Annotated in this window: 18 protein-coding genes and 1 pseudogene; 11 read left to right on the top strand and 8 right to left on the bottom strand. The window is 72.8% G+C overall.

The window, feature by feature from the left end; translation table 11 throughout:
- Positions 1 to 3 precede the first annotated feature (3 nt).
- From MKK55_RS07395 to MKK55_RS07370, 6 genes are all read left to right on the top strand, one after another.
- Positions 4 to 402 (top strand): DUF350 domain-containing protein, encoded by a 399-nt coding sequence (locus MKK55_RS07395; RefSeq protein WP_243933971.1) that lies wholly within the window; start codon positions 4 to 6, stop codon positions 400 to 402.
- Positions 403 to 587: 185 nt separating this feature from the next.
- A complete protein-coding gene (locus MKK55_RS07390) occupies positions 588 to 1,196 on the top strand; it encodes a DUF1190 domain-containing protein (protein WP_243933970.1) in 609 nt (202 codons plus the stop codon).
- The gene (locus MKK55_RS07385; RefSeq protein WP_243933969.1) at positions 1,196 to 2,362 is read left to right on the top strand and encodes a glutathionylspermidine synthase family protein; all 1,167 of its coding nucleotides are present in this window, start codon (positions 1,196 to 1,198) and stop codon (positions 2,360 to 2,362) included. Before MKK55_RS07390 ends, MKK55_RS07385 begins: the two co-directional genes overlap by 1 nt.
- A 53-nt stretch (positions 2,363 to 2,415) precedes the next feature.
- Complete coding sequence (locus tag MKK55_RS07380) at positions 2,416 to 2,868, top strand: DNA polymerase III subunit chi (protein WP_147728855.1); 453 nt, start codon at positions 2,416 to 2,418, stop codon at positions 2,866 to 2,868.
- A 32-nt stretch (positions 2,869 to 2,900) separates the two neighbouring features.
- Entirely contained in the window at positions 2,901 to 4,601 is a 1,701-nt protein-coding gene (locus tag MKK55_RS07375; protein ID WP_243933968.1) for a S10 family peptidase, read from the top strand.
- Between the two features lie 11 nt (positions 4,602 to 4,612).
- The gene (locus tag MKK55_RS07370) at positions 4,613 to 4,984 is read left to right on the top strand and encodes a hypothetical protein (protein WP_409566030.1); all 372 of its coding nucleotides are present in this window, start codon (positions 4,613 to 4,615) and stop codon (positions 4,982 to 4,984) included.
- A 74-nt stretch (positions 4,985 to 5,058) separates the two neighbouring features.
- Here the strand turns inward: MKK55_RS07370 and MKK55_RS07365 are convergent, their stop codons facing one another.
- Entirely contained in the window at positions 5,059 to 6,849 is a 1,791-nt protein-coding gene (locus tag MKK55_RS07365; protein ID WP_243933966.1) for a hypothetical protein, read from the bottom strand.
- Positions 6,850 to 7,018: 169 nt separating this feature from the next.
- Here MKK55_RS07365 and MKK55_RS07360 point away from each other — a divergent pair, with 169 nt between their 5' ends.
- The 4 genes from MKK55_RS07360 (at position 7,019) to MKK55_RS07345 (ending at position 10,929) form a co-directional block, all read left to right on the top strand.
- Positions 7,019 to 8,521 carry an NAD(P)/FAD-dependent oxidoreductase gene (locus MKK55_RS07360; RefSeq protein WP_243933964.1) on the top strand — a complete coding sequence of 501 codons (1,503 nt, stop codon included), beginning with the start codon at positions 7,019 to 7,021 and terminating at the stop codon, positions 8,519 to 8,521.
- Positions 8,522 to 8,669: 148 nt separating this feature from the next.
- Positions 8,670 to 9,965: a PQQ-dependent sugar dehydrogenase gene (locus tag MKK55_RS07355; RefSeq protein WP_243933962.1), complete on the top strand. Its 1,296-nt coding sequence runs from the start codon at positions 8,670 to 8,672 to the stop codon at positions 9,963 to 9,965.
- Between the two features lie 132 nt (positions 9,966 to 10,097).
- Positions 10,098 to 10,418: a c-type cytochrome gene (locus MKK55_RS07350; protein WP_147728826.1), complete on the top strand. Its 321-nt coding sequence runs from the start codon at positions 10,098 to 10,100 to the stop codon at positions 10,416 to 10,418.
- A gap of 67 nt (positions 10,419 to 10,485) precedes the next feature.
- Positions 10,486 to 10,929, top strand: a complete 444-nt coding sequence (locus tag MKK55_RS07345; RefSeq protein WP_243933960.1) for a hypothetical protein — start codon at positions 10,486 to 10,488, stop codon at positions 10,927 to 10,929.
- Positions 10,930 to 10,992: 63 nt separating this feature from the next.
- Here the strand turns inward: MKK55_RS07345 and MKK55_RS07340 are convergent, their stop codons facing one another.
- From MKK55_RS07340 to MKK55_RS07325, 4 genes are all read right to left on the bottom strand, one after another.
- Complete coding sequence (locus MKK55_RS07340) at positions 10,993 to 12,117, bottom strand: GNAT family N-acetyltransferase (RefSeq protein WP_243933958.1); 1,125 nt, start codon at positions 12,115 to 12,117, stop codon at positions 10,993 to 10,995.
- Entirely contained in the window at positions 12,114 to 13,460 is a 1,347-nt protein-coding gene (locus MKK55_RS07335; RefSeq protein ID WP_243933957.1) for a lipopolysaccharide biosynthesis protein, read from the bottom strand. The genes MKK55_RS07340 and MKK55_RS07335 overlap by 4 nt, the downstream gene beginning before the upstream one ends.
- Before the next feature lie 95 nt (positions 13,461 to 13,555).
- Positions 13,556 to 14,455, bottom strand: coding sequence for an SGNH/GDSL hydrolase family protein (locus MKK55_RS07330; RefSeq protein WP_243933955.1), 900 nt, complete (start codon positions 14,453 to 14,455; stop codon positions 13,556 to 13,558).
- Positions 14,456 to 14,466: 11 nt separating this feature from the next.
- Positions 14,467 to 15,558 (bottom strand): OpgC family protein, encoded by a 1,092-nt coding sequence (locus MKK55_RS07325; RefSeq protein ID WP_147729421.1) that lies wholly within the window; start codon positions 15,556 to 15,558, stop codon positions 14,467 to 14,469.
- Between the two features lie 183 nt (positions 15,559 to 15,741).
- On the opposite strand from MKK55_RS07325, the gene MKK55_RS07320 reads away from it, so the two are divergent.
- Positions 15,742 to 16,014, top strand: coding sequence for a hypothetical protein (locus MKK55_RS07320; protein ID WP_147729422.1), 273 nt, complete (start codon positions 15,742 to 15,744; stop codon positions 16,012 to 16,014).
- A gap of 30 nt (positions 16,015 to 16,044) precedes the next feature.
- Here MKK55_RS07320 and rfbA read toward each other — a convergent pair whose 3' ends face one another.
- From rfbA to MKK55_RS07305, 3 genes and pseudogenes are all read right to left on the bottom strand, one after another.
- Positions 16,045 to 16,923, bottom strand: a complete 879-nt coding sequence (rfbA, locus tag MKK55_RS07315; RefSeq protein ID WP_243933953.1) for a glucose-1-phosphate thymidylyltransferase RfbA — start codon at positions 16,921 to 16,923, stop codon at positions 16,045 to 16,047.
- Entirely contained in the window at positions 16,920 to 17,819 is a 900-nt protein-coding gene (gene rfbD / locus MKK55_RS07310; protein ID WP_243933952.1) for a dTDP-4-dehydrorhamnose reductase, read from the bottom strand. The genes rfbA and rfbD overlap by 4 nt, the downstream gene beginning before the upstream one ends.
- Positions 17,820 to 17,991 (bottom strand): annotated as a pseudogene (locus tag MKK55_RS07305) (dTDP-glucose 4,6-dehydratase); the annotation flags it as partial.

Here is a 17,991-nt window from a genome sequence, read left to right as displayed (position 1 = left end):
GCGATGACCTCGATCTCGGGGCTGCCCGCCTTCCTCGGCTACGGCGCCATCGCCTGCGGGCTCGTGGCGCTCTACCTCGGCGTCTACCTGACGGCGACGGCGCACCGCGAGATCGCGCTGATCCGGGCGAACAACGTCGCCGCCGCCACCGCGCTCGGCGGCAGCCTGCTCGGCTACGCGCTGCCGCTGGCCGTGGCGATCTACAACGCGCAATCGGCCCTCGACTGCGTGATCTGGGGCCTCGTCGCCCTCGTCGTGCAGATCCTGATCTACTTCCTGGTCCGGATCGTCCTGCCCGACCTGTCCCGGCGGATCGCGGCGGGCGAAGGCGCCGCGGCGATCCTGCTCGCCTCGGCGTCGCTCGCCGGCGGCGTGATCGATGCGGCGGCCATGACCTACTGACGAGCCCGCGATCGAAATCCGCCGAGCGAGCGGCGCCAGGCGTCGCGGATCGCGCATCGGGCGCCGCGGCGGGGCCGGCCGGCGAAGCTTGACGATCTTCTCAAGGGCCGCCGGCGTTCCTACATCCGGGCCTCGCGGCGTTCTGCCGCCTGGGAGCCGGGCCGTCCGAGACGGTCCGAACGATCATGGCCTCGTCCATCGAACGGTCCTCGAAGCGCTCGACCACCGTCGCGCTCGTCCTCGTCGCCGGCGCCGGCGCCACGGCCCTCGCGCTCGGGCGGTACGATCCCTCGCAGCGCGAGGAGGATGTCCTGGTCTACGGCGGTCCCGACGCCTGCATCCGCGGCGGCATTCGGACGGAGACCGATTGCCGGAGCACCTACGCCACGGCGCTGGCGGCCTATCCGGAGGCGGCGCCGCGCTACCTCTCCCTGGCCGATTGCGAGGGGCATCACGGCACCGGGCATTGCGTCGACGGAACCGCCGTGGCGACGAGCGCGGCCGGCCGCTTCGTGCTGATGCTGGCCGGCTACGTCATCGGCCGCCGGATCGAGCAGGCCCTCGAGCCGCAGCCCGTCTACGATCATCGCCCCGGCCAGGCCAAAGCGGCGTATTCCGGATCGGGCGGCTACTGCACGAGCTGGGGCGGCCGCGTCGTCACCGGAAGCGGCGGTGCGTCGTCGCGCGCGCGCGTCGCCTCGTCCGCGGTGCGCCCGGCCGCCTTCGGCGGGTTCGGCGCGACCGGCCGGGGCTTCGCCTCCCACGGGATGGCGGGTCACGGGAGCGGCGGCTGATGCGCCGCATCGCGATCGGCGAGCGGCCGGGCTGGCGTGCGAGCGCGCGGGCCAACGGCTTCACCTTCCACACCCTCGACGGCGCGCCCTACTGGGACGAGAGCCACGCCTACGCCTTCACGCTCGGCGAGATCGAGCGCGACATCGAGGCGCCTGGCACCGAGCTCCACGCGCTGTGCCTCGCCTTCGTCGCCGACGCGGTCGAGGACGCGCGCATCCTGGCCTCCCTGGCGATCCCGGAGGCGATGTGGGACGTCGTGCGTACCAGCTGGCGCCGCGGCGACCCCTCGCTCTACGGGCGGCTCGACCTCGCCTACGGCGGCGAAGGCACCGGCCCGGCCAAGCTCCTCGAATACAACGCCGACACGCCGACCGCGCTCTACGAATCCGCGGTGTTCCAGTGGCTCTGGCTCGAGGACCTGCTGCGGCTCGGGCGGGTGCCGGCGGGCTCGGACCAGTTCAACGCCGTGCACGAGCGCCTGATCGAGCGGTTCCGGGCGGTCGGCGGCACCTCCCTGGCCCTGGCGGCCTACGCCGACGCGCCTGAGGACCGCGGCACCGTCGCCTACCTGGAGGATTGCGCGCGCCAGGCCGGCCTCGCGACCCGCTTCCTCGACCTCGGCGATATCGGCCTTGCCGCGAACGGCGCCTTCGTCGACCGGACGGAGGCGCCGATCGCGACCCTGTTCAAGCTCTACCCGTGGGAATGGGCGTTCGCGGATGCGTTCGGCGCGGCGCTCGCCGCGACGCCGACGCGGTTCCTCGAACCGCCCTGGAAGGCGGTCCTGTCCAACAAGGGGCTGCTGCCGCATCTCTACGCCCGCGAGCCCGGCCACCCGAACCTGCTGCCGGCCTATTTCGAGGACGACCCGCAGAAGGCGCGGCTCGGCACCTCGTTCGTCAAGAAGCCGCTGTTCTCGCGCGAGGGCGCCAACGTCCTGATGGTGCGCGACGGCGCGGTGCTGGCACAGGATCACGGCCCCTACGGCGCGGGCGGCCATGTCCGGCAGGCGCTCGCCGAGCTGCCGTGCTTCGACGGGCGCCACGCCCTCGTCGGCGCCTGGATCGTCGGCGACGCCTGCGTCGGGATCGGCCTGCGCGAGGCGGCCGGCCCGATCACCACCGACGCGGCGTTGTTCGTCCCGCACGTCATCCTGCCCGGGTGAGTGCGCCGATGACGCGCTGTGCAAAGCGCGCCCAGCGGCCTATCTGAGCGGGCGTGACGGACATCCTCTTCTACCATCTCCAGAACCAGCCGCTCGAAGCGGTGCTGCCGAACCTCGTCGAGAAGTCGCGCGAGCGCGGCTGGCAGGCGGCGATCCAGGCAGCGAGCGAGGAACGGCTCCAGGCGCTGGACGATCACCTCTGGACCTTCCGCGACGACAGCTTCCTGCCCCACGGCACCGATCGCGAGCCCGACGCGGCGAGCCAGCCGGTGGTGCTGACCTTGCGCGACACCAACCCCAACGCCGCCGCGATCCGCTTCCTCGTCGAGGGCGCGGACCTGCCGCCGGATGCGGGCGACTACGAGCGGATCTGCGTGCTGTTCGACGGCACCGACCAGGATGCGCTCCTGCGCGCCCGCGAGCAGTGGAAGGCCGCCAAGGCCGCCGGCCACGCGGTCGCCTACTGGCAGCAGGACGACGGCGGCCGCTGGCTGAAGAAGGCGTGACGCTCCCCCGCGACTGGAATGCAGGACCGACCATGCCGATCATGAAAATGGCGCGCGTTCTTCCCTCCCCCCTTTGCGGGGGCGGGTACCCTGCGGAGCAGAGGGGGAGAGGGGAGCGCCGTATCCGGAGAGGTCGCGCCCCTCTCCCGGCCCTCGCTGACGCGAGGGCCACCCTCCCCCGCAGAGGGGGGAGGGGGTTCGCGGCACTCGTCGCGCTTCTCTTCGCGATCGTTCCGCTTGCGGCGACGGCCCAGGCGCCGCAGCGCGGGCCCACCGAGGCGCGCGCGCCGGAGGGAAAGAAGCTCCCGCCCGACGTCACCACCGAGCAGAGCGTCACGCTTCCCAACGGCCAGAAGCTCGATTTCACAGCGACCGCGGGCAGCCTGCCGCTGGTCGACGAATCGGGCAAGCTGCAGGCCGAGATCGCCTTCGTCGCCTACACCCGGCCCGCGGCGGCCGGGACGGTGCGGCCGATCACCTTCGCGATCAACGGCGGGCCGGGGGCGGCCTCCGCCTACCTGAACATCGGCGCGATCGGGCCGTGGCGCCTGCCGGCCGACGGCGCGAGCATCAGCCCGTCGCGCTCGGTCGCGCTGGTGCCGAACGACGGCACCTGGCTCGACTTCACCGACCTCGTCTTCATCGACCCGGTCGGCACCGGCTACAGCCGCGCCGCGGACGGCGACGGCAAGGCGTATTGGAGCGTGGAGTCGGACGCCTCGGTGCTGTCGGCGGCGATCGCCCGCTACCTGCGCGTCAACACCCGGATGGGCGACCCGAAATTCTACGTCGGCGAGAGCTACGGCGGCTTCCGGGGACCGCTCATCGCGGCCAAGCTGCAGGAGGATATCGGCGTCGGGCTGTCGGGCCTCGTGCTGCTGTCGCCGGTGCTCGATTTCGGCACCCTGGCGCCCCCGCGCGCCAACCCCTGGGGCAACGTCCTGCGGCTGCCCTCCTACGCGGCCGGCGCCCTGGAGCGGGCCGGCACCGTGCCGACCCGCGAGACCCTGGCCGACACCGAGCGCTACGCCACCGGTGCCTACCTCGCCGACCTGCTCAAGGGGCCCGACGACGCGCCGGCGGTGGCGCGCCTGACCGAGCGCGTCGCCGCGCTGACCGGGCTCGACCCGGCCTTCGTCAAGGCGCAGGGCGGCCGGCTGTCCTCAAGCAGCGTCCAGCGCGAGGTCGACCGCGCGTCGGGCCGCGTCGCCAGCGCCTACGACACCGGCGTCTCGGGATGGGACCCCGACCCGACCGCGGCGCATTCCGGCTTCGACGACCCGCTGCTCACCGCGCTCCAGGCGCCGCTCACCAGCGCGATGATCGACCTCTACGCGAAGACGCTGAACTGGCGGGTGACGAACCTGCGCTACGAGCTCCTGAACACGGCCGTGAACCGAGGCTGGAGCTGGGGCGGCGGCCGCTCCGCGCCGGAGGCGGTCGGCGCCTTGCGCGGCGTGCTGGCGCTCGACGGCAACGTCCGCGTGCTGGTGGCGCACGGCTTCACCGACCTGGTGACGCCGTACTTCGCCTCCAAGCTGCTGATCGACCAGATCCCGTCCTACGGGGCGGAGCCGCGGCTCTCGCTGGCGGTGTACCCCGGCGGGCACATGTTCTATTCCCGCCCCGATGCCCGGGCGGCGTTCAAGCGCGACGTCTCCGCCCTCTACGCCGCCGCGCTGAAGGCGCGCGAGGCGACGGCCCCGAACCCGCAGCGCAAGGAGGCGCCGTGACGTTGCCAGATCTGCGGACCCTCGCCGGCGCCGGCCTGATCGCGGCCGCCCTCCTCGGCGCCTGCACCGTGACCGAGCGGACGCCCCCGCCCGCGCCCTCGGAGATCGTGCCGATCCCGCCGCGCGCGCCCGCGGCGGCGACCTTCACCGGCCCGGTGCTCGCGCCGGACGGATCCTGCACCGGTCCGGCCCCGGCGAGCGCCGCCGCGATCGAGCCGGGCATCGGCGAGTGCGACCTCGTGCGGCTGAAGGGCCGCCCGCCGGTGGACGTGCTGGTCGGGGAAGGCCGCGCCGGCCGCGAGGTCCAGGTGCTCTACACCGAGCCCGGCGCGAAGGAGCTGTACTTCTTCGTCAACAACAAGCTCGACCGCGTGGTGAAGTAGGCCGCCGAAGGCGCGCCTCCGTGTCACGACCGCTATGAAGGCAGGGGGGCGACGGGACCCGGTCGAACCCTGGGCTATCGCACCCGCCAGACCTTCAGCACGTCGCCGCCGACGGGCAGCGGCTCGAGCCAGTCGGCCTGCACGTCGCCGCGGGCGAGGCGCGTGGCGAAGGCGGGGCCGTCGAGGCCCTGGCTCGGCCGCGTGCGGCAGACGATGACGTAGCGGACGCCGTGCGCCGCCACATGCCGGCGCAGGTCGGCCTCGCTGCCGCCGAGACCCTCGATCGCGGCGGTAAGCCCCGGGATCGCCCGGTGATAGGGCGCCGCGACCACCGCGTGCGGCGTCCGCATCAGGATCGACGGTCCCATGATGATCGGCGCGAGCACCGTTCCGGCGGGCAGCGCGGCGAGCGGCGTCACCGCGGCGTCGTCCTGGCAGGCAAAGGACTTGGCGGTCGCCGCCGAGGCCCCGCTCTCCTCGACCAGGCCGGCGAGGACCGCCGGGATCATCCAGGCTGTGCTGATCAGCGCGATGCCTAGGGCGGCGAGGCCGGCGCGTTGACGCGGCGGCGCGGCGCGGTCGCTCGCCAGCGCGTGGGCGCGGTCGAGCGCCGGCCCCGCCACGAACGGGATCAGCCCGGAGGCGACGTAGATCCCGCGGAACTGGAACCAGCCGATGACGAGGCCCGGCCAAAGCAGCATGGCCGCGACGCCGTAGGCGCGCCGGTGCGCGGGCGCCCCCCGGAACGCCGCCCAGGAGGCGGCGAGCGCCGCCAGTACCAGGACGGGATAGTAGACCAGAATCTCGTACTGCCTGCGAGCGACGAACTTCGGAACCGAGGCCATCTCGTTGACCATGAGCAGCCAGCGGTCCCGGACCAGCGGCGTCATCCCTGGAAAGGGGCCGCCGAGGCACACCGGGAACAGCAGGACGAAGCCGCCGACGAGGATCGCGCCGATCGTCGCGACGACCGCGACGCGCGCCCCGATCGAGCCGAGCCGCCGGTCGAGCCCCGCGCAGGCGAGCGCGGCCGCCCCGCCGCCGCCCGCCAGCCAGAGCCAGGGCGGCGAGAGCGCGTCGCAGGCGGTGGCGGTCCAGAGATGCGGTGCGGTCTGCGCCCCGAACAGGAGCGGCGCCGCAAGCCCGATCCCGAGGCCGAAGCCGAGGAAGCAGAGCAGGGCCGGTCGCCCGCGGAAGACCCAGTCGCCGACCACGAACAGCGCCCCGAGCGCGACGGAGGGCAGGCCTTCGAGGCCGATCGCCAGGGAGAGGGCCGCGAGCGCCCCGGCCGCACACCCGGCCCTGGCACCGCCGCGGATCAGGGCCGTCGCCATCCCGAGAATCGCGATCATCTGCACGTCGTGGTGGTCGATCCGGCCGGCGGCGAACTGCACGGTGACGCCGAAGGTCTGCGTTGCAGCGAACAGCGCCAGCACCGCCGCCCGCTTGCCGAAGGTCGTACGCACGCCGGTCCACAGCACCGCGGCGTAGACCGCGAGCAGCAGCGGCGGCCAGAACGCCGCGACGATCCCCTCGGCGAGCCCGGAGCCGAGCAGGGGCGTCAGTGCGAGGAGCAGGCCGGCCAGCGGCGCGTCGAGCAGGCGCGACCAGTGGCTCGGCACGCCGCCCGGCGGCAGGAATCGGTACTGGACGTTGTCGTACCAGCCCTGGCCGGCGGCGAGGTCGCGCGCCTCGACGAGGCGCATCGCGTCGTCGGTGTCGGGCACGCGCAGGTGCCGGATCGTCTCGATCACGTCGCCCGGCGGATACAGCGTGACCGCGCAGAAGAGCACCAGCAGCCACAGGATCGTCCCCGCATCGAGGCGTGCCGGCTTCCCGGCCGAAAACGAAGCTGTGGCCGCCATCGCGCCTCTCCGGTGCCCGCCGGCCGCTCCGGCCGCGGCGGGTCTCGTTCCGCTCGCGCGACCCTGCCGCGAATGCGCTTAACGGGCGGTCAAGAGCGTCAGCCTGGCAGGTTTCCTTAACCACACCGTGCGCAAGGTGCGCGGACGCAGAAGCAGGCCGGGGCAGCGGATGAGTCATCACACCGAGACGCTGGTGATCGGCGGCGGCCCCGCCGGGCTCACCGCGGCCTACCTGCTGTCGAAGCAGGGCCGCGACGTCACCGTGCTGGAGCGCGACTCGACCCAGGTCGGCGGCATCTCGCGCACGGTGAGCCACAACGGCTACCTGTTCGACATCGGCGGCCACCGCTTCTTCTCGAAGTCGAAGGCCGTGGTCGACCTCTGGGACGAGCTCCTGCCCGACGACTTCATCGAGCGGCCGCGCCTGTCGCGGATCTACTACCAGGGCAAGTACTACGCCTACCCGCTGAAGGCCTTCGAGGCCCTGCGCAATCTCGGGCTCCTCACCAGCACCGCCTGCGTGCTGTCCTACCTCTACGCCCGCGCCCGGCCGATCGCCGCGCCGAAGCACTTCCACGGCTGGGTCCGCAACCAGTTCGGCGAGAAGCTGTTCTCGATCTTCTTCAAGACCTACACCGAGAAGGTCTGGGGCATGTCCTGCGACGCGATCTCGGCCGACTGGGCCGCGCAGCGCATCAAGGGCCTCGACCTCGGCGCCGCCATCCGCGACGCGCTGAAGCGCTCGCTCGGGATCCGGGCGAAGCCCAAGGCCGGCGAGCCGGTGATCAAGACGCTGATCGAGTCGTTCCGCTATCCCCGCCGCGGCCCCGGCATGATGTGGGAGGCGGCGGCGGAGAAGATCGCCGCGCAGGGCGGCAGGGTTCTGCTCGACCGCGGCGTCGACGGCCTGTCGTTCGACCCCGCTGCCGGCCTGTGGCGCGTCGCGGCGGTCCGCGGCGACGGCACGCGCGAGACCTTCACCGCGCGCCACGTGATCTCCTCGGCGCCGGTGCGCGAGCTCGTGGACGCGATCACGCCGCGGCCGATCAGCACCTTCCAGGCGCGCGCGCTGCAGTATCGCGACTTCGTCACGGTGGCGCTGATCGCCAAGTCGCAGAAGAACTTCCCCGACAACTGGATCTACATCCACGATCCCTCGGTGCAGGTCGGGCGGGTGCAGAACTTCCGCTCGTGGTCGCCCGAGATGGTGCCCGACGAGGCCCATACCTGCCTCGGGCTCGAATACTTCTGCTTCGAGGGCGACGGCCTCTGGACCGCGAGCGATGCCGACCTCGTCGCTCTGGCCAAGCGCGAGATCGGGCAGATCGGCCTGATCGACCCGGCCGACGTGGTCGACGCCTGCGTCGTGCGCCAGCCCAAGGCCTACCCGGTCTACGACGAGACCTATGCCGAGAACGTCGCGCTGGTGCGGATGGAGCTGGAGCGGGACTTCCCGACGCTGCACCTCGTCGGCCGCAACGGCATGCACAAGTACAACAACCAGGACCACGCGATGATGACGGCGATGCTCACCGTCGAGAACATCGTCGCGGGCCATCGCCGCCACGACGTCTGGCGGGTCAACGAGGATGCCGAGTACACCGAGGCCGGAATCTCGGGGGCGCAGGCCGCTCTCGGCAGCGAGCGGCTGGTTCCGCGCAAGGTCGCCTGAGGCGACGGGAGCGAGGGGCGTTTGCCAAGACAGTGATGCGCCCGCGTCACGACGCGGCCTTGCCGATGCCGGCGCGCGGCATACACTCCCCGCCAACGCCCGGTTGCAGGGGCGGTTTCGGGAGGCAAGCCCCATGCGATCGGTCCCCATGCGATCGGTGATTCTCGCCGCGCTCCTGTCGAGCGCGGCCGTCGCGACCTCGGGATTCGCGACCTCCGCCCTGGCGCAGGGCGCGTCCCCCGCCGAGACCAAGGCGAAGGCGGACGACCTGGAGAAGCTGCAGGGCTTCAAGAGCACGAACACGGCGCCCGCGCCCGAGATCCCGCAGACCGGGCGCAAGGCCGACGCCATCCGCAAGACGCTCGGCAGGATCAAGCTGCCCGAGGGCTTCAAGATCGACCTCTACGCGATCGTGCCCGACGCCCGCTCGATCGCGGTCGGCCCCAATGCCGGCGTGCTGTTCGTCGGCACCCGCAAGACCAAGGTCTACACCGTCACCGACCGCGACAAGGACCGGGTCGCCGACGAGGTCCGCGCCTTCGCGCCGGGCATCGACTTCAAGATCCCCAACGGCGTCTGCTTCTCGAAGGACGGCGTGCTGACGGTCGTCGAGCAGAACCGGGTGCTGTCCTTCCCCGCGGCGGAGTTCTTCTACGAGAACCCGGACGTCGCCGCCGGCATCGTCGTCAAGCAGGGCGAGCTGATCCCGGCTGGAGAAGAGAGCTACAACCACACCGCCCGCGTCTGCCGCGTCGGGCCCGACGGCAAGACCTACATCGCGCTGGGCCAGCCCTACAACGTGCCGGCGCCGGAGAAGCTCGAGCTGTACCGCACGCACGGCATCGGCGGCATCGTGCGCGTGGACGCCGACGGCAAGAACCGCGAGGTCTACGCCACCGGCATCCGCAACTCCGTCGGCATCGACTTCGCGGCCGACAAGACGCTGTGGTTCACCGACAACCAGGTCGACGGCATGGGCGACGACAAGCCGCCGGGCGAGCTCAACCACGCGACGAAAGCCGGCGAGAACTTCGGCTTCCCGTGGTTCGGCGGCGGCGCCGTCCGCACCGTCGAGTACAAGGACCAGGCGCCGCCGGCCGACGCGGTCGCGCCGGTGGCCGAGCTGCCGCCGCACGCGGCCGATCTCGGGCTGACCTTCTACAACGGCAAGCAGTTCCCCCAGGCCTATCGCGGCGGCCTCTTCATCGCCGAGCACGGCTCGTGGAACCGCACCGAGCCGGTGGGCGCGCGGATCATGTTCGCGCCCGTCTCCGACGGCAAGGTCGGCGCGCCCAAGCCCTTCGCCGAGGGCTGGCTGACCGGCGACGGCGAGTATCTCGGCCGCCCCGTGGACGTCGCGGTGCTGCTCGACGGCTCGCTCCTGGTCTCCGACGACGCGGCCGGGGCGGTCTACCGGATCTCGTACGAAGGCGACGCGAAGTAGGGCGATCGGCCGTCGAGGGCCGTGCACCCTCTTCCCTCCCCCGCGTAGGGGGAGGGAGAACGCGCCGAGCCGGCGTCGCCCAGCGCGTTGCACGCGCTGTCTGAGTCCCCCCTGAATGCTTCCGGTCACCCCATGCTCCGCCCGTCCCTCCTCGTCCTGATCCTCGCCCTCGCGCCCGTCGCCGTCCAGGCGGGCGATGCCGCCGCCGGGCGCAAGCGGGCCACCGCCTGCCAGGCCTGCCACGGCATGGACGGGCTCTCGAAGCTGCCGGAGGCCCCCAACCTCGCCGGCCAAGTCGAGATCTACCTGGTGAAGGCGCTGACCGAGTACCGCGACGGGACGCGGCAGAACCCGGTGATGTCGGTCGTGGCGAAGGACCTGTCGGACGCCGACATCGCCAACCTCGCGGCCTATTACGGCGGCCTGCAGATCGAGGTGATCCCGCCGGGCTGAGGTCCCGAGGCGGCTTTCGCCCGGCGCCCCGTCGCCCTATCCCGATCGAACGACGCGGAGGTTTCCGATGTGGACGTCGACGATGCCGCGCCCGGAGGCGCCGGCCTTTCGCCAGCGCGGATGGCCGGCCACGCCGGCGCCGCGCGGGCTGCTCGCCCTCGGCACCGTCCTGGCAATCGCCGCCGCGGGCTTGGTGGTCGCGCGCGCCCCGGCGACGACGATCGATCCCGATCTGGTGCGGGTGATCCGCGCCATGGCCGTGATCAAGGGCGGCTTCGCCGCGATGGCGCTCGCCGCGTGCTGGTGGCGCCTCGGACAGCCGGCCTCGGGCTGGCGGGGGGGCGCCTACGTCGCGGGCCCGGCGCTGATGGCGGGCGGCGCCCTCGCGCTGTGGTTGCTGCAGAGCGTCGGCGTCGCCGCGCTCGGCCTGCATCTCGGGCTGTTCGGCGTGCTCGCCGCCGGGCTGACGGACCCCGCCTTCTTCGATGGCCGGCGCCGCCGGCGCGCTTGACGCGTTTTCGAGCGCGATGGAGGCCGGATCGCGTGAAGAAAACGCGACTGCAAAGAAGACGCCTCAGCGGCCGAGGCGCCGCCGCGCCGCATCGCGGGCGCGGTGCTCGAAGCGGGCGAGGCGGACGCGCCGCTCCAGCGAGAGCGCGTCGCGGCCCGGCGGCATCGCGATGATCTCGGCGACGCGCTCGCGCTCGCGATACAGGCTTTCCAGGGCCGAGCCCGCGAGCGTCGCCGAATCAAGCCGGTCGGCGAAGGCGGTCTCGTGGCAGGCGCGCACGATCTCGGCTTCGAGCAGCAGGCCCGGGGCGCAGGCGCGCCGGTCCTCGTCGTAGGCGGTCTTCAGCAGCGTCGCGGTGCCGCCGCCGGTGAGCGCGAGGCTGATCGCGACCGGCCTGCCGTCGACGGCCAGGATGTCGGCGCGCGCCCCGACGGGCCCGTGCGTCGGCCCGAACAGCGCGCGCGCGAAGGCCGCGTGCTCCGGGCGACAGGCCATCGCCGAGCCGGCCGTGCCCTTCCAGCCGGCGCGCTCCAGCGCGAGGAAGGCGGCGACCGCCCGCTCCAGGCCCGGGCCGGAGGTCGCCGTCTCGAACGTCACCGCGCCGGCCTCGCTCAAGCGCTTGGCGCGGCGGCGCAGGTCCTTCAGGCGGGCCCTGTGCGGGTGGCCGGCGAGGAAGGCGTCGTGGCTCGGGCGCCGGTCGAGCACCGGGCGCTCAAAGGCGGCCACCGTGGCCCGGCGCCAGCCGGCGCGGTCCATGGCGGCGACGAGCCCGGCACCGGCCGGCCCGTCGAGGGACAGCAGCGGCCAGCGCCAGGCCCGCCCGCCCGAGGCCGCGCCGAGGCCCGCGACGAGGCCGTCGAACACCGCATCCGGCCCGTCGGCGACGAGGGGCGCCGTCGCGGTGACGAAGGGCGAGAGGAAGGGCCGCGCGACGCGCCCGCCGAGGCCGCTGAGATCGCGCACCATCCGGTAGGGCAGGGCGGCCTCGAGCCGTCCCTCGCGGCGGACGGTGACGAAACGCAGGGCCTCGGCGGCGAGGCCCGCCCGCTGGTGCGCTTCGACGACGTGGCGCGCGTAATGCGGATGCGGCGCCCGGGCGCGGCCGAACAGGTCGTCCCATTCTTCGGGACGCGGCGCGTCGGACGGCCCGGCCTCGATCGCGGGGACGGGCGATGCGACCCGGATCATCGGGCGTCCATCGCGAAAAGGCCGGCCCAGACCGGGGTCGCGAGGCCGTGAACGCGCCGCGCCGCCAGCGCCAGGATGCCGGCCCGCAGGACCGTGGTCAGCGCCATCCCCAGCGCCGCCCCGATCACCCCGAGCGGCGGCACGAGGACGAGGCAGGCGCCGACCGCCACCGCCAGCATCGCCAGCGTGATGCCGGCGCAGAGCCGCTCGCCGCCGAGCATGGTCAACAGGTCCTCGCCCGGGCCGAACAGGCTCGCCGCGACGCTGCCGGCGGCAAGCACCGTGAGGATCGGGATGCTGTCGGAGAATTGCGGCCCGAACATCGCCAGCAGCAGCGGGCTCGCGGCGACGACCCCGAGCGCCACCAGGGCGGTGGCGGCCAACGTGCCGCGGCCCTGCAGGCGCACCAGCCAGGCGAGCGTGTCCCGGTCGCCGACGGCGTGCGCCGCGCTGAAGCGCTGCGCGGTGGCGGCGACGGCGGCGAAATGGACGAACACGACGAACTGCTGGATCCGCGTCGCGGCGAAGTACAGGCCGACGGCGGAGGGCGGCATCAGGAAGCCGAGCACGACGACGTCGACGAAGGTGAAGCCGGCATTGGCCAGGTCGATCAGCGCGATCGGCAGGCTGGCGCCGAGCCAGTGCCGCCAGCGGTAGCGGCGCGGGCCCCGGGGCAGCGTGCGCGCCATCCGCGCCAGCACCAGCCCGGCCTGGATCGCGACGGCGAGGATCGCGGCGGCGAGCATGCAGGCCATCGCCACCCAGGCCTCGGCCGGCGCGCCGAGCAGGATCGCGGCGACCATCGCGACCATCATCACGGTCTGGCGCAGCAGGTAGGGCGGCGCGATCGCCAGCACCGCCCAGTTCTGGCTGCGGGCGAGGCCTTCCAGGTAATCCTGGAGCGCGAACAGCGGCAATACGAGCGCCGCGACGAGGAGCGGCGCGCGGTAGGGCCCGGCGACCCAGCCCGGCCACAGCGTCAGCACCGCGGCTCCGAGCAGCGCGACGGCCAGGGCCGCCCCGCCGATCGCGACGGCGCCGGCCACGAGGTAGCCGCGGGCGTGGTCGAGGTCGCCGCGGGCCTGGTTCACCGGCAGGAAGCGGCAGGCGCCCTGCGACAGGCCGAGCGTCACCGAATGGCCGATCATCGCGGTCCAGACCCAGACCGTGGCGAAGACGCCGTATTCCTGCCAGCCCATCAGCCGGGCGGTGAGCACCTGCGCGCCGTAGGCGAAACCGGCCGAGGCGATGCGGATCGCGAACACGTCGAGGGCGGTGCGGGCCGGGCCGGTCGCGGCGATGCGCAGGCGGCGGACGGCCGAGCCGAGGGTCGCCGCCGCCATCTCCGCCTCCCTCGACCCCGCGGTTCCGCACCGCGCGGATCGGACCCGAGCCCTAACCCGGGCCCCGTTGCGGCGGGGTTAATGGGCCGGCGCCGTCACGGTCTGGGGGGCGCGACCGCCGCGCCCACGGTGCCGGACGTCTCGCGCGGCGGCGCGGCCGCGCTGCCGGTGGCGTCCGGCTGCTGCAGCGACAGCGTGATCGCCCGGCTGACATGCTCGGCCATGCAGCGCAGGCCGAGGTCGTTCAGCCGGAACTGCTGGCCGAGCATGTGGCCCTCGCCCTTGTCGCTGCGCCCGGCGAGGTAGCGCATCGCGTCGTAGCGCAGCACCAGCGGCACCTTCTCGCTCGTCGCCACGGTGCGTACCGACTGGACGATGCTGGTGTAGTACGCGTCGGCGGCGAGGCTGGCGGTGTAGAGCGGATCGACCAGGACCACGTCGATGTCGTGCGACTTGATCCACCTCACGGTCTCTGTGAGGGCGTCGGTGAAGGCGTCGAGCTCGACCCGGGCGAGGGCGTCGTGGGTACCCACCTGCCAGATCACGAGGTCCGGCTCGACGTCGGCCACCATGCTGCGCAGGCGCTCCGCCGCGCCCGAGGCGATCTCGCCCTGGAGGCCGCGATACTCCATCACCACGTCGACGTTGGGCATCGCGCGCTCCAGCGCCGTCTCGAGCTTGACCGGGTAGGTCGCGGACGCGCCGGGCGCGGCATTGCCGCCGATGGCGAGCACCCGCACCGGGCGCTTCTTCAGGATCGCCGCCTTCACCGCCTCGAGCTGGGCCAGCGTGTAGAGCTGCGAGCCCGGCACGCGGCATTCGGGTGACAGGCTGGGATCGGCGGGCTCCGCCTCCTTGGCCGCGGCGCCGGAGGGCGGGGACACGATCATGGGAGCGCCGCTCGACCGGGGCGCGGCCTCGCGAGGGGCGTCCTGCGCATCCGCGGGGGCGCTCGCGATGAGGCCGAGGAGCAGGGCGGCGGCGATCCGGCGCATCGCGGCGGCCCTCACGACGCCACCCGGACTTTTCGGCCGCGCCATTCCACGAACCACGCGGTCGCGCCGAGGCCGACGATGCCGACGGCGAGCACGATCATGTCGACGATCAATCCGCCGCCGGTCCGAAAGCGCAGGAGCTGGCCGCCGAGGCTCAAGATCGATCCCATGGAGAACACGGCCAGGGAATTCCGGCCCAGGCTCGCAAGATACCCGACAATCAAGGGGATGCGGGGCGCGATGATACCGTAGACCGGGCCGAATGCGAGAAGGACGCCCACGAAATGTAACAGGCGCGCCGGCGTCAAGTAGGTCTTGTCGAAGCTGAACAGCAGTCGCGGGTCCGGGACCAGCATCGGATCGGGGCGGATCTCCAGCACCGAGAGCACGATCCCGAGGACGACGATCGCGATCCCGAGGGGGAACAGGCGGCGCGACCACAGCCGCAGCGTGCCCGAGGTGCGGTTCCAGTCCTGCAGGACGAAGCCGAGCACCAGGAGCAGCTGCCAGCACCACGGATCGAAGAACCAGTCGCCCTGCCCGGGCCAGGACGGCAGGTTCCACTCCTCGACGAGGCTGGCGAGGTAGAGGCCGGCCGAGAGCCCGAGGGCGAGGAGCCGGCTCTCTCTGGCGATCAGCACGAAGACCGGGGCGATCCCGAGCAGCACCACGTAGAGCGGCAGGATGTTGAAGAACCCGAGCTGGTGGGTGAGCAGCACCATGCCGACGACGGTTTGGATCGGGTCGGCGAAGAACCCGCCGGCATTGTGCCATTCGAGGATCAGCGGGTTGTCGAAGACCAGCGCGGTGCCGGCGATCATCGCCAGCGCGATCACCATCACGGCGAGCTGCGCCCGGTAGACCTCGATGGTGCGCGACAGGAGGCGCAGCACCGAGCGCAGCCGCGGCTCGGGCGTGCCGTCGCGGCCGCGGGTGGCGATGCCGATCGACCAGCCGGCCAGGAACACGAACAGTTCGGCCGCGTCCGAGATGCCGTACTGCGAGTAGGTGTAGCGCTCGAAGGTGTTGCCGGGGACGTGATTGATGAAGATCGTGACCAGGGCGAGCCCGCGCCAGAAATCGATCGCGTTCGGTTCCCGCATCGCGGTGTCGGCTCCGGAAGTTCGGCGTGCGGGTTCGTCCGCCGGCGGCGCGTCGCGACGCGGCGAAGGCCGGTCCTGATACGGCGGCGCAGGCCCGACTGCAAAGGTGCGCCGCAGACGCCCCGCCCCGCGGGTCGAACCGACACGCCGTCGCCCGCGTTACGCCGGGACAAGGAGCCGACGATGTCCAGAACCCACGGAATTTCCGCTTTCGCCCTCGCCGCCGCTGTGGCCGCGTCATGGTCGGGCCAAGCGCTCGCCCAGGCCCAGACGGGCACGGGCGGCGGGCCGACCACGACGATCACCGCGCCGAACACCTCGAGCGTCGGCCAGACCGTTCCGCGCCCGGGCGCCGCCGGCGAGGGCAGATTGGGCGACCGGGAGACGCGGACGGCCAACGAGAAGAAGGACGATCAGCTCATGCGCGGCATCTGCATCGGCTGCAGCAAGCAGTGACGGCGGCCCGGCGGTTCACTGAACCCGAGTTCACGCCGCCGGGTTCTCGCGTGCCAATCGCAATAGGTTCTGTCCGTAGGCGGTCTTCTTGAACAGCTCGCCGCGGGCGACGAGCTGCTCGTGGCCGATGAAGCCCTGCTCGAACGCGATCTCCTCCAGGCAGGCGACCTGCAGCCCCTGGCGGTGCTGGATCGTGCGCACGAACTCGGAGGCCTCCAGCAGGCTGTCGTGCGTGCCGGTGTCGAGCCAGGCGTAGCCGCGGGACATCTTCTCGACGTGGAGCTGGCCGCGCTCGAGATAGGCCTCGTTGACCGAGGTGATCTCGAGCTCGCCCCGCGCCGAGGGCGTCACCGCGGCGGCGATGTCGAGCACCTGATTGTCGTAGAAGTACAGGCCGGTCACCGCCCAGGTCGATTCCGGCTCGGCCGGCTTCTCGACCAGCCGCAACGGCCGCCCGGCCGCGTCGAGCGTGACCACGCCGTAGGCCTGCGGGTTCTCGACGTGGTAGGCAAATACCGTCGCCCCCGCCTTGCGCTCGGCGGCGCGCGCCAGCAGGTCGCTCATGCCGGCGCCGAAGAACAGGTTGTCGCCGAGGATCAGCGCGACGTCGTCCTCGCCGACGAACTCGCGGCCGATGAGGAAGGCCTGCGCCAGCCCCTCGGGCCTCGGCTGCACCGCGTAGGCGAAGCGCAGCCCGAACTGCTCGCCGGTGCCGAACAGGCGCTTGTAGTTGTCGAGGTGCTCGGGGCTCGAGATGATCAGGATCTCGCGGATGCCGGCCAGCATCAGCACCGAGACCGGGTAGTAGATCATCGGCTTGTCGTAGACCGGCAGCAGCTGCTTGTTGATCGACAGCGTCGCCGGATGCAGCCGCGTGCCGGAGCCGCCGGCCAGGATGATGCCCTTCATCGGAAGGCCTCCGTTGTGACCGGCCCGATCAGGCGGTCGAGAATGGTGTCGAGAGCTTGTTGCCACGGCCGCATCGCGATGCCGTAGGCGGCGTTCAGGCTCTCGGTCGAGAGCGCCGAGTTCGCCGGCCGCCGGGCCGGGGTCGGGTAGGCGCTGGTGGGGATGCCCGCGACCGGCACGGAGCGGCCGCCGCGGCGGGCGCTGCCGGCGACGATGGCTTGCGCAAAACCGTGCCAGGTGGTCGTCCCGGCGTTGACGCAGTGGAAGGTGCCGGTCGGCGCCCCCGCGTCGCCCGCCATCCGCAGGGCGACGGCGGCCAGCGCCGCGGCGAGGTCGGCCGCCGAGGTCGGGCAGCCGTGCTGGTCGTCGACCACGGTGAGCCGGTCGCGCTCGGCGGACAACCGCAGCATCGTCTTGACGAAGTTGCCCCGGTGCGGGCTCACCACCCAGGCGGTGCGCAGGATCGCGTGGCGCGGGTTGCCGGCCCGCACCGCCAGCTCGCCCCCGGCCTTGCTCGCGCCGTAGACGCTGCGCGGGGCGATCGGGTCGTCGGGCCGGTAGGCGCCGTCGCGCGTGCCGTCGAAGACGTAGTCGGTCGAGACCTGCACCAGCGGGACGGCGTGGCGCGCGGTCTCGGCGGCGAGGATCGCCGGCGCCAGCGCGTTGAGGCGCCAGGCGGCCACCGGCTCGGCCTCGGCCCTGTCGACCGCGGTGTAGGCGGCCGTGTTGATCACCGCGCCCCAGGGGCGCTCCGCCATCCGAGCCGCCACCGCCTCCGCATCGGTGATGTCGAGGGCGGCGCGGTCGGGCGCGTGGACCCGGACGCCGTCCGGCCAGGCGTAGGCCTGCAGCTCGGTGCCGACCTGCCCGGCGCCGCCGAGAACGAGGATGTCCATTCAGGCGCCGCCCGTCGCGGCGGGCGCGGCCGGGGCGAGGCCGAGGCGCTCGCCGGCGTAGCGGCCCTCCCGGATCGGGCGCCACCAGGCCGCGTTGTCGAGGTACCAGCGCACGGTCTCCTCCAGCGCCTGCTCGAAGGTCTTGGACGGCGCCCAGCCGATCTCGGCCTCG

This window comes from Methylobacterium sp. J-059, assembly GCF_022829485.1.
Taxonomy (GTDB): domain Bacteria; phylum Pseudomonadota; class Alphaproteobacteria; order Rhizobiales; family Beijerinckiaceae; genus Methylobacterium.
This window is presented reverse-complemented; position numbering and strand designations above follow the sequence as displayed.

Bases quoted from the DNA above. Each gene is read 5' to 3' on its own strand.
- MKK55_RS07395 (WP_243933971.1), top strand. From the start codon at position 4: ATGACCTCGATCTCGGGGCTGCCCGCCTTCCTCGGCTACGGCGCCATC.
- MKK55_RS07390 (WP_243933970.1), top strand. From the start codon at position 588: ATGGCCTCGTCCATCGAACGGTCCTCGAAGCGCTCGACCACCGTCGCG.
- MKK55_RS07385 (WP_243933969.1), top strand. From the start codon at position 1,196: ATGCGCCGCATCGCGATCGGCGAGCGGCCGGGCTGGCGTGCGAGCGCG.
- MKK55_RS07375 (WP_243933968.1), top strand. From the start codon at position 2,901: ATGCCGATCATGAAAATGGCGCGCGTTCTTCCCTCCCCCCTTTGCGGG.
- MKK55_RS07365 (WP_243933966.1), bottom strand. From the start codon at position 6,849: ATGGCGGCCACAGCTTCGTTTTCGGCCGGGAAGCCGGCACGCCTCGAT.
- MKK55_RS07360 (WP_243933964.1), top strand. From the start codon at position 7,019: ATGAGTCATCACACCGAGACGCTGGTGATCGGCGGCGGCCCCGCCGGG.
- MKK55_RS07355 (WP_243933962.1), top strand. From the start codon at position 8,670: ATGCGATCGGTGATTCTCGCCGCGCTCCTGTCGAGCGCGGCCGTCGCG.
- MKK55_RS07350 (WP_147728826.1), top strand. From the start codon at position 10,098: ATGCTCCGCCCGTCCCTCCTCGTCCTGATCCTCGCCCTCGCGCCCGTC.
- MKK55_RS07345 (WP_243933960.1), top strand. From the start codon at position 10,486: ATGTGGACGTCGACGATGCCGCGCCCGGAGGCGCCGGCCTTTCGCCAG.
- MKK55_RS07340 (WP_243933958.1), bottom strand. From the start codon at position 12,117: ATGATCCGGGTCGCATCGCCCGTCCCCGCGATCGAGGCCGGGCCGTCC.
- MKK55_RS07335 (WP_243933957.1), bottom strand. From the start codon at position 13,460: ATGGCGGCGGCGACCCTCGGCTCGGCCGTCCGCCGCCTGCGCATCGCC.
- MKK55_RS07330 (WP_243933955.1), bottom strand. From the start codon at position 14,455: ATGCGCCGGATCGCCGCCGCCCTGCTCCTCGGCCTCATCGCGAGCGCC.
- MKK55_RS07325 (WP_147729421.1), bottom strand. From the start codon at position 15,558: ATGCGGGAACCGAACGCGATCGATTTCTGGCGCGGGCTCGCCCTGGTC.
- MKK55_RS07320 (WP_147729422.1), top strand. From the start codon at position 15,742: ATGTCCAGAACCCACGGAATTTCCGCTTTCGCCCTCGCCGCCGCTGTG.
- rfbA (WP_243933953.1), bottom strand. From the start codon at position 16,923: ATGAAGGGCATCATCCTGGCCGGCGGCTCCGGCACGCGGCTGCATCCG.
- rfbD (WP_243933952.1), bottom strand. From the start codon at position 17,819: ATGGACATCCTCGTTCTCGGCGGCGCCGGGCAGGTCGGCACCGAGCTG.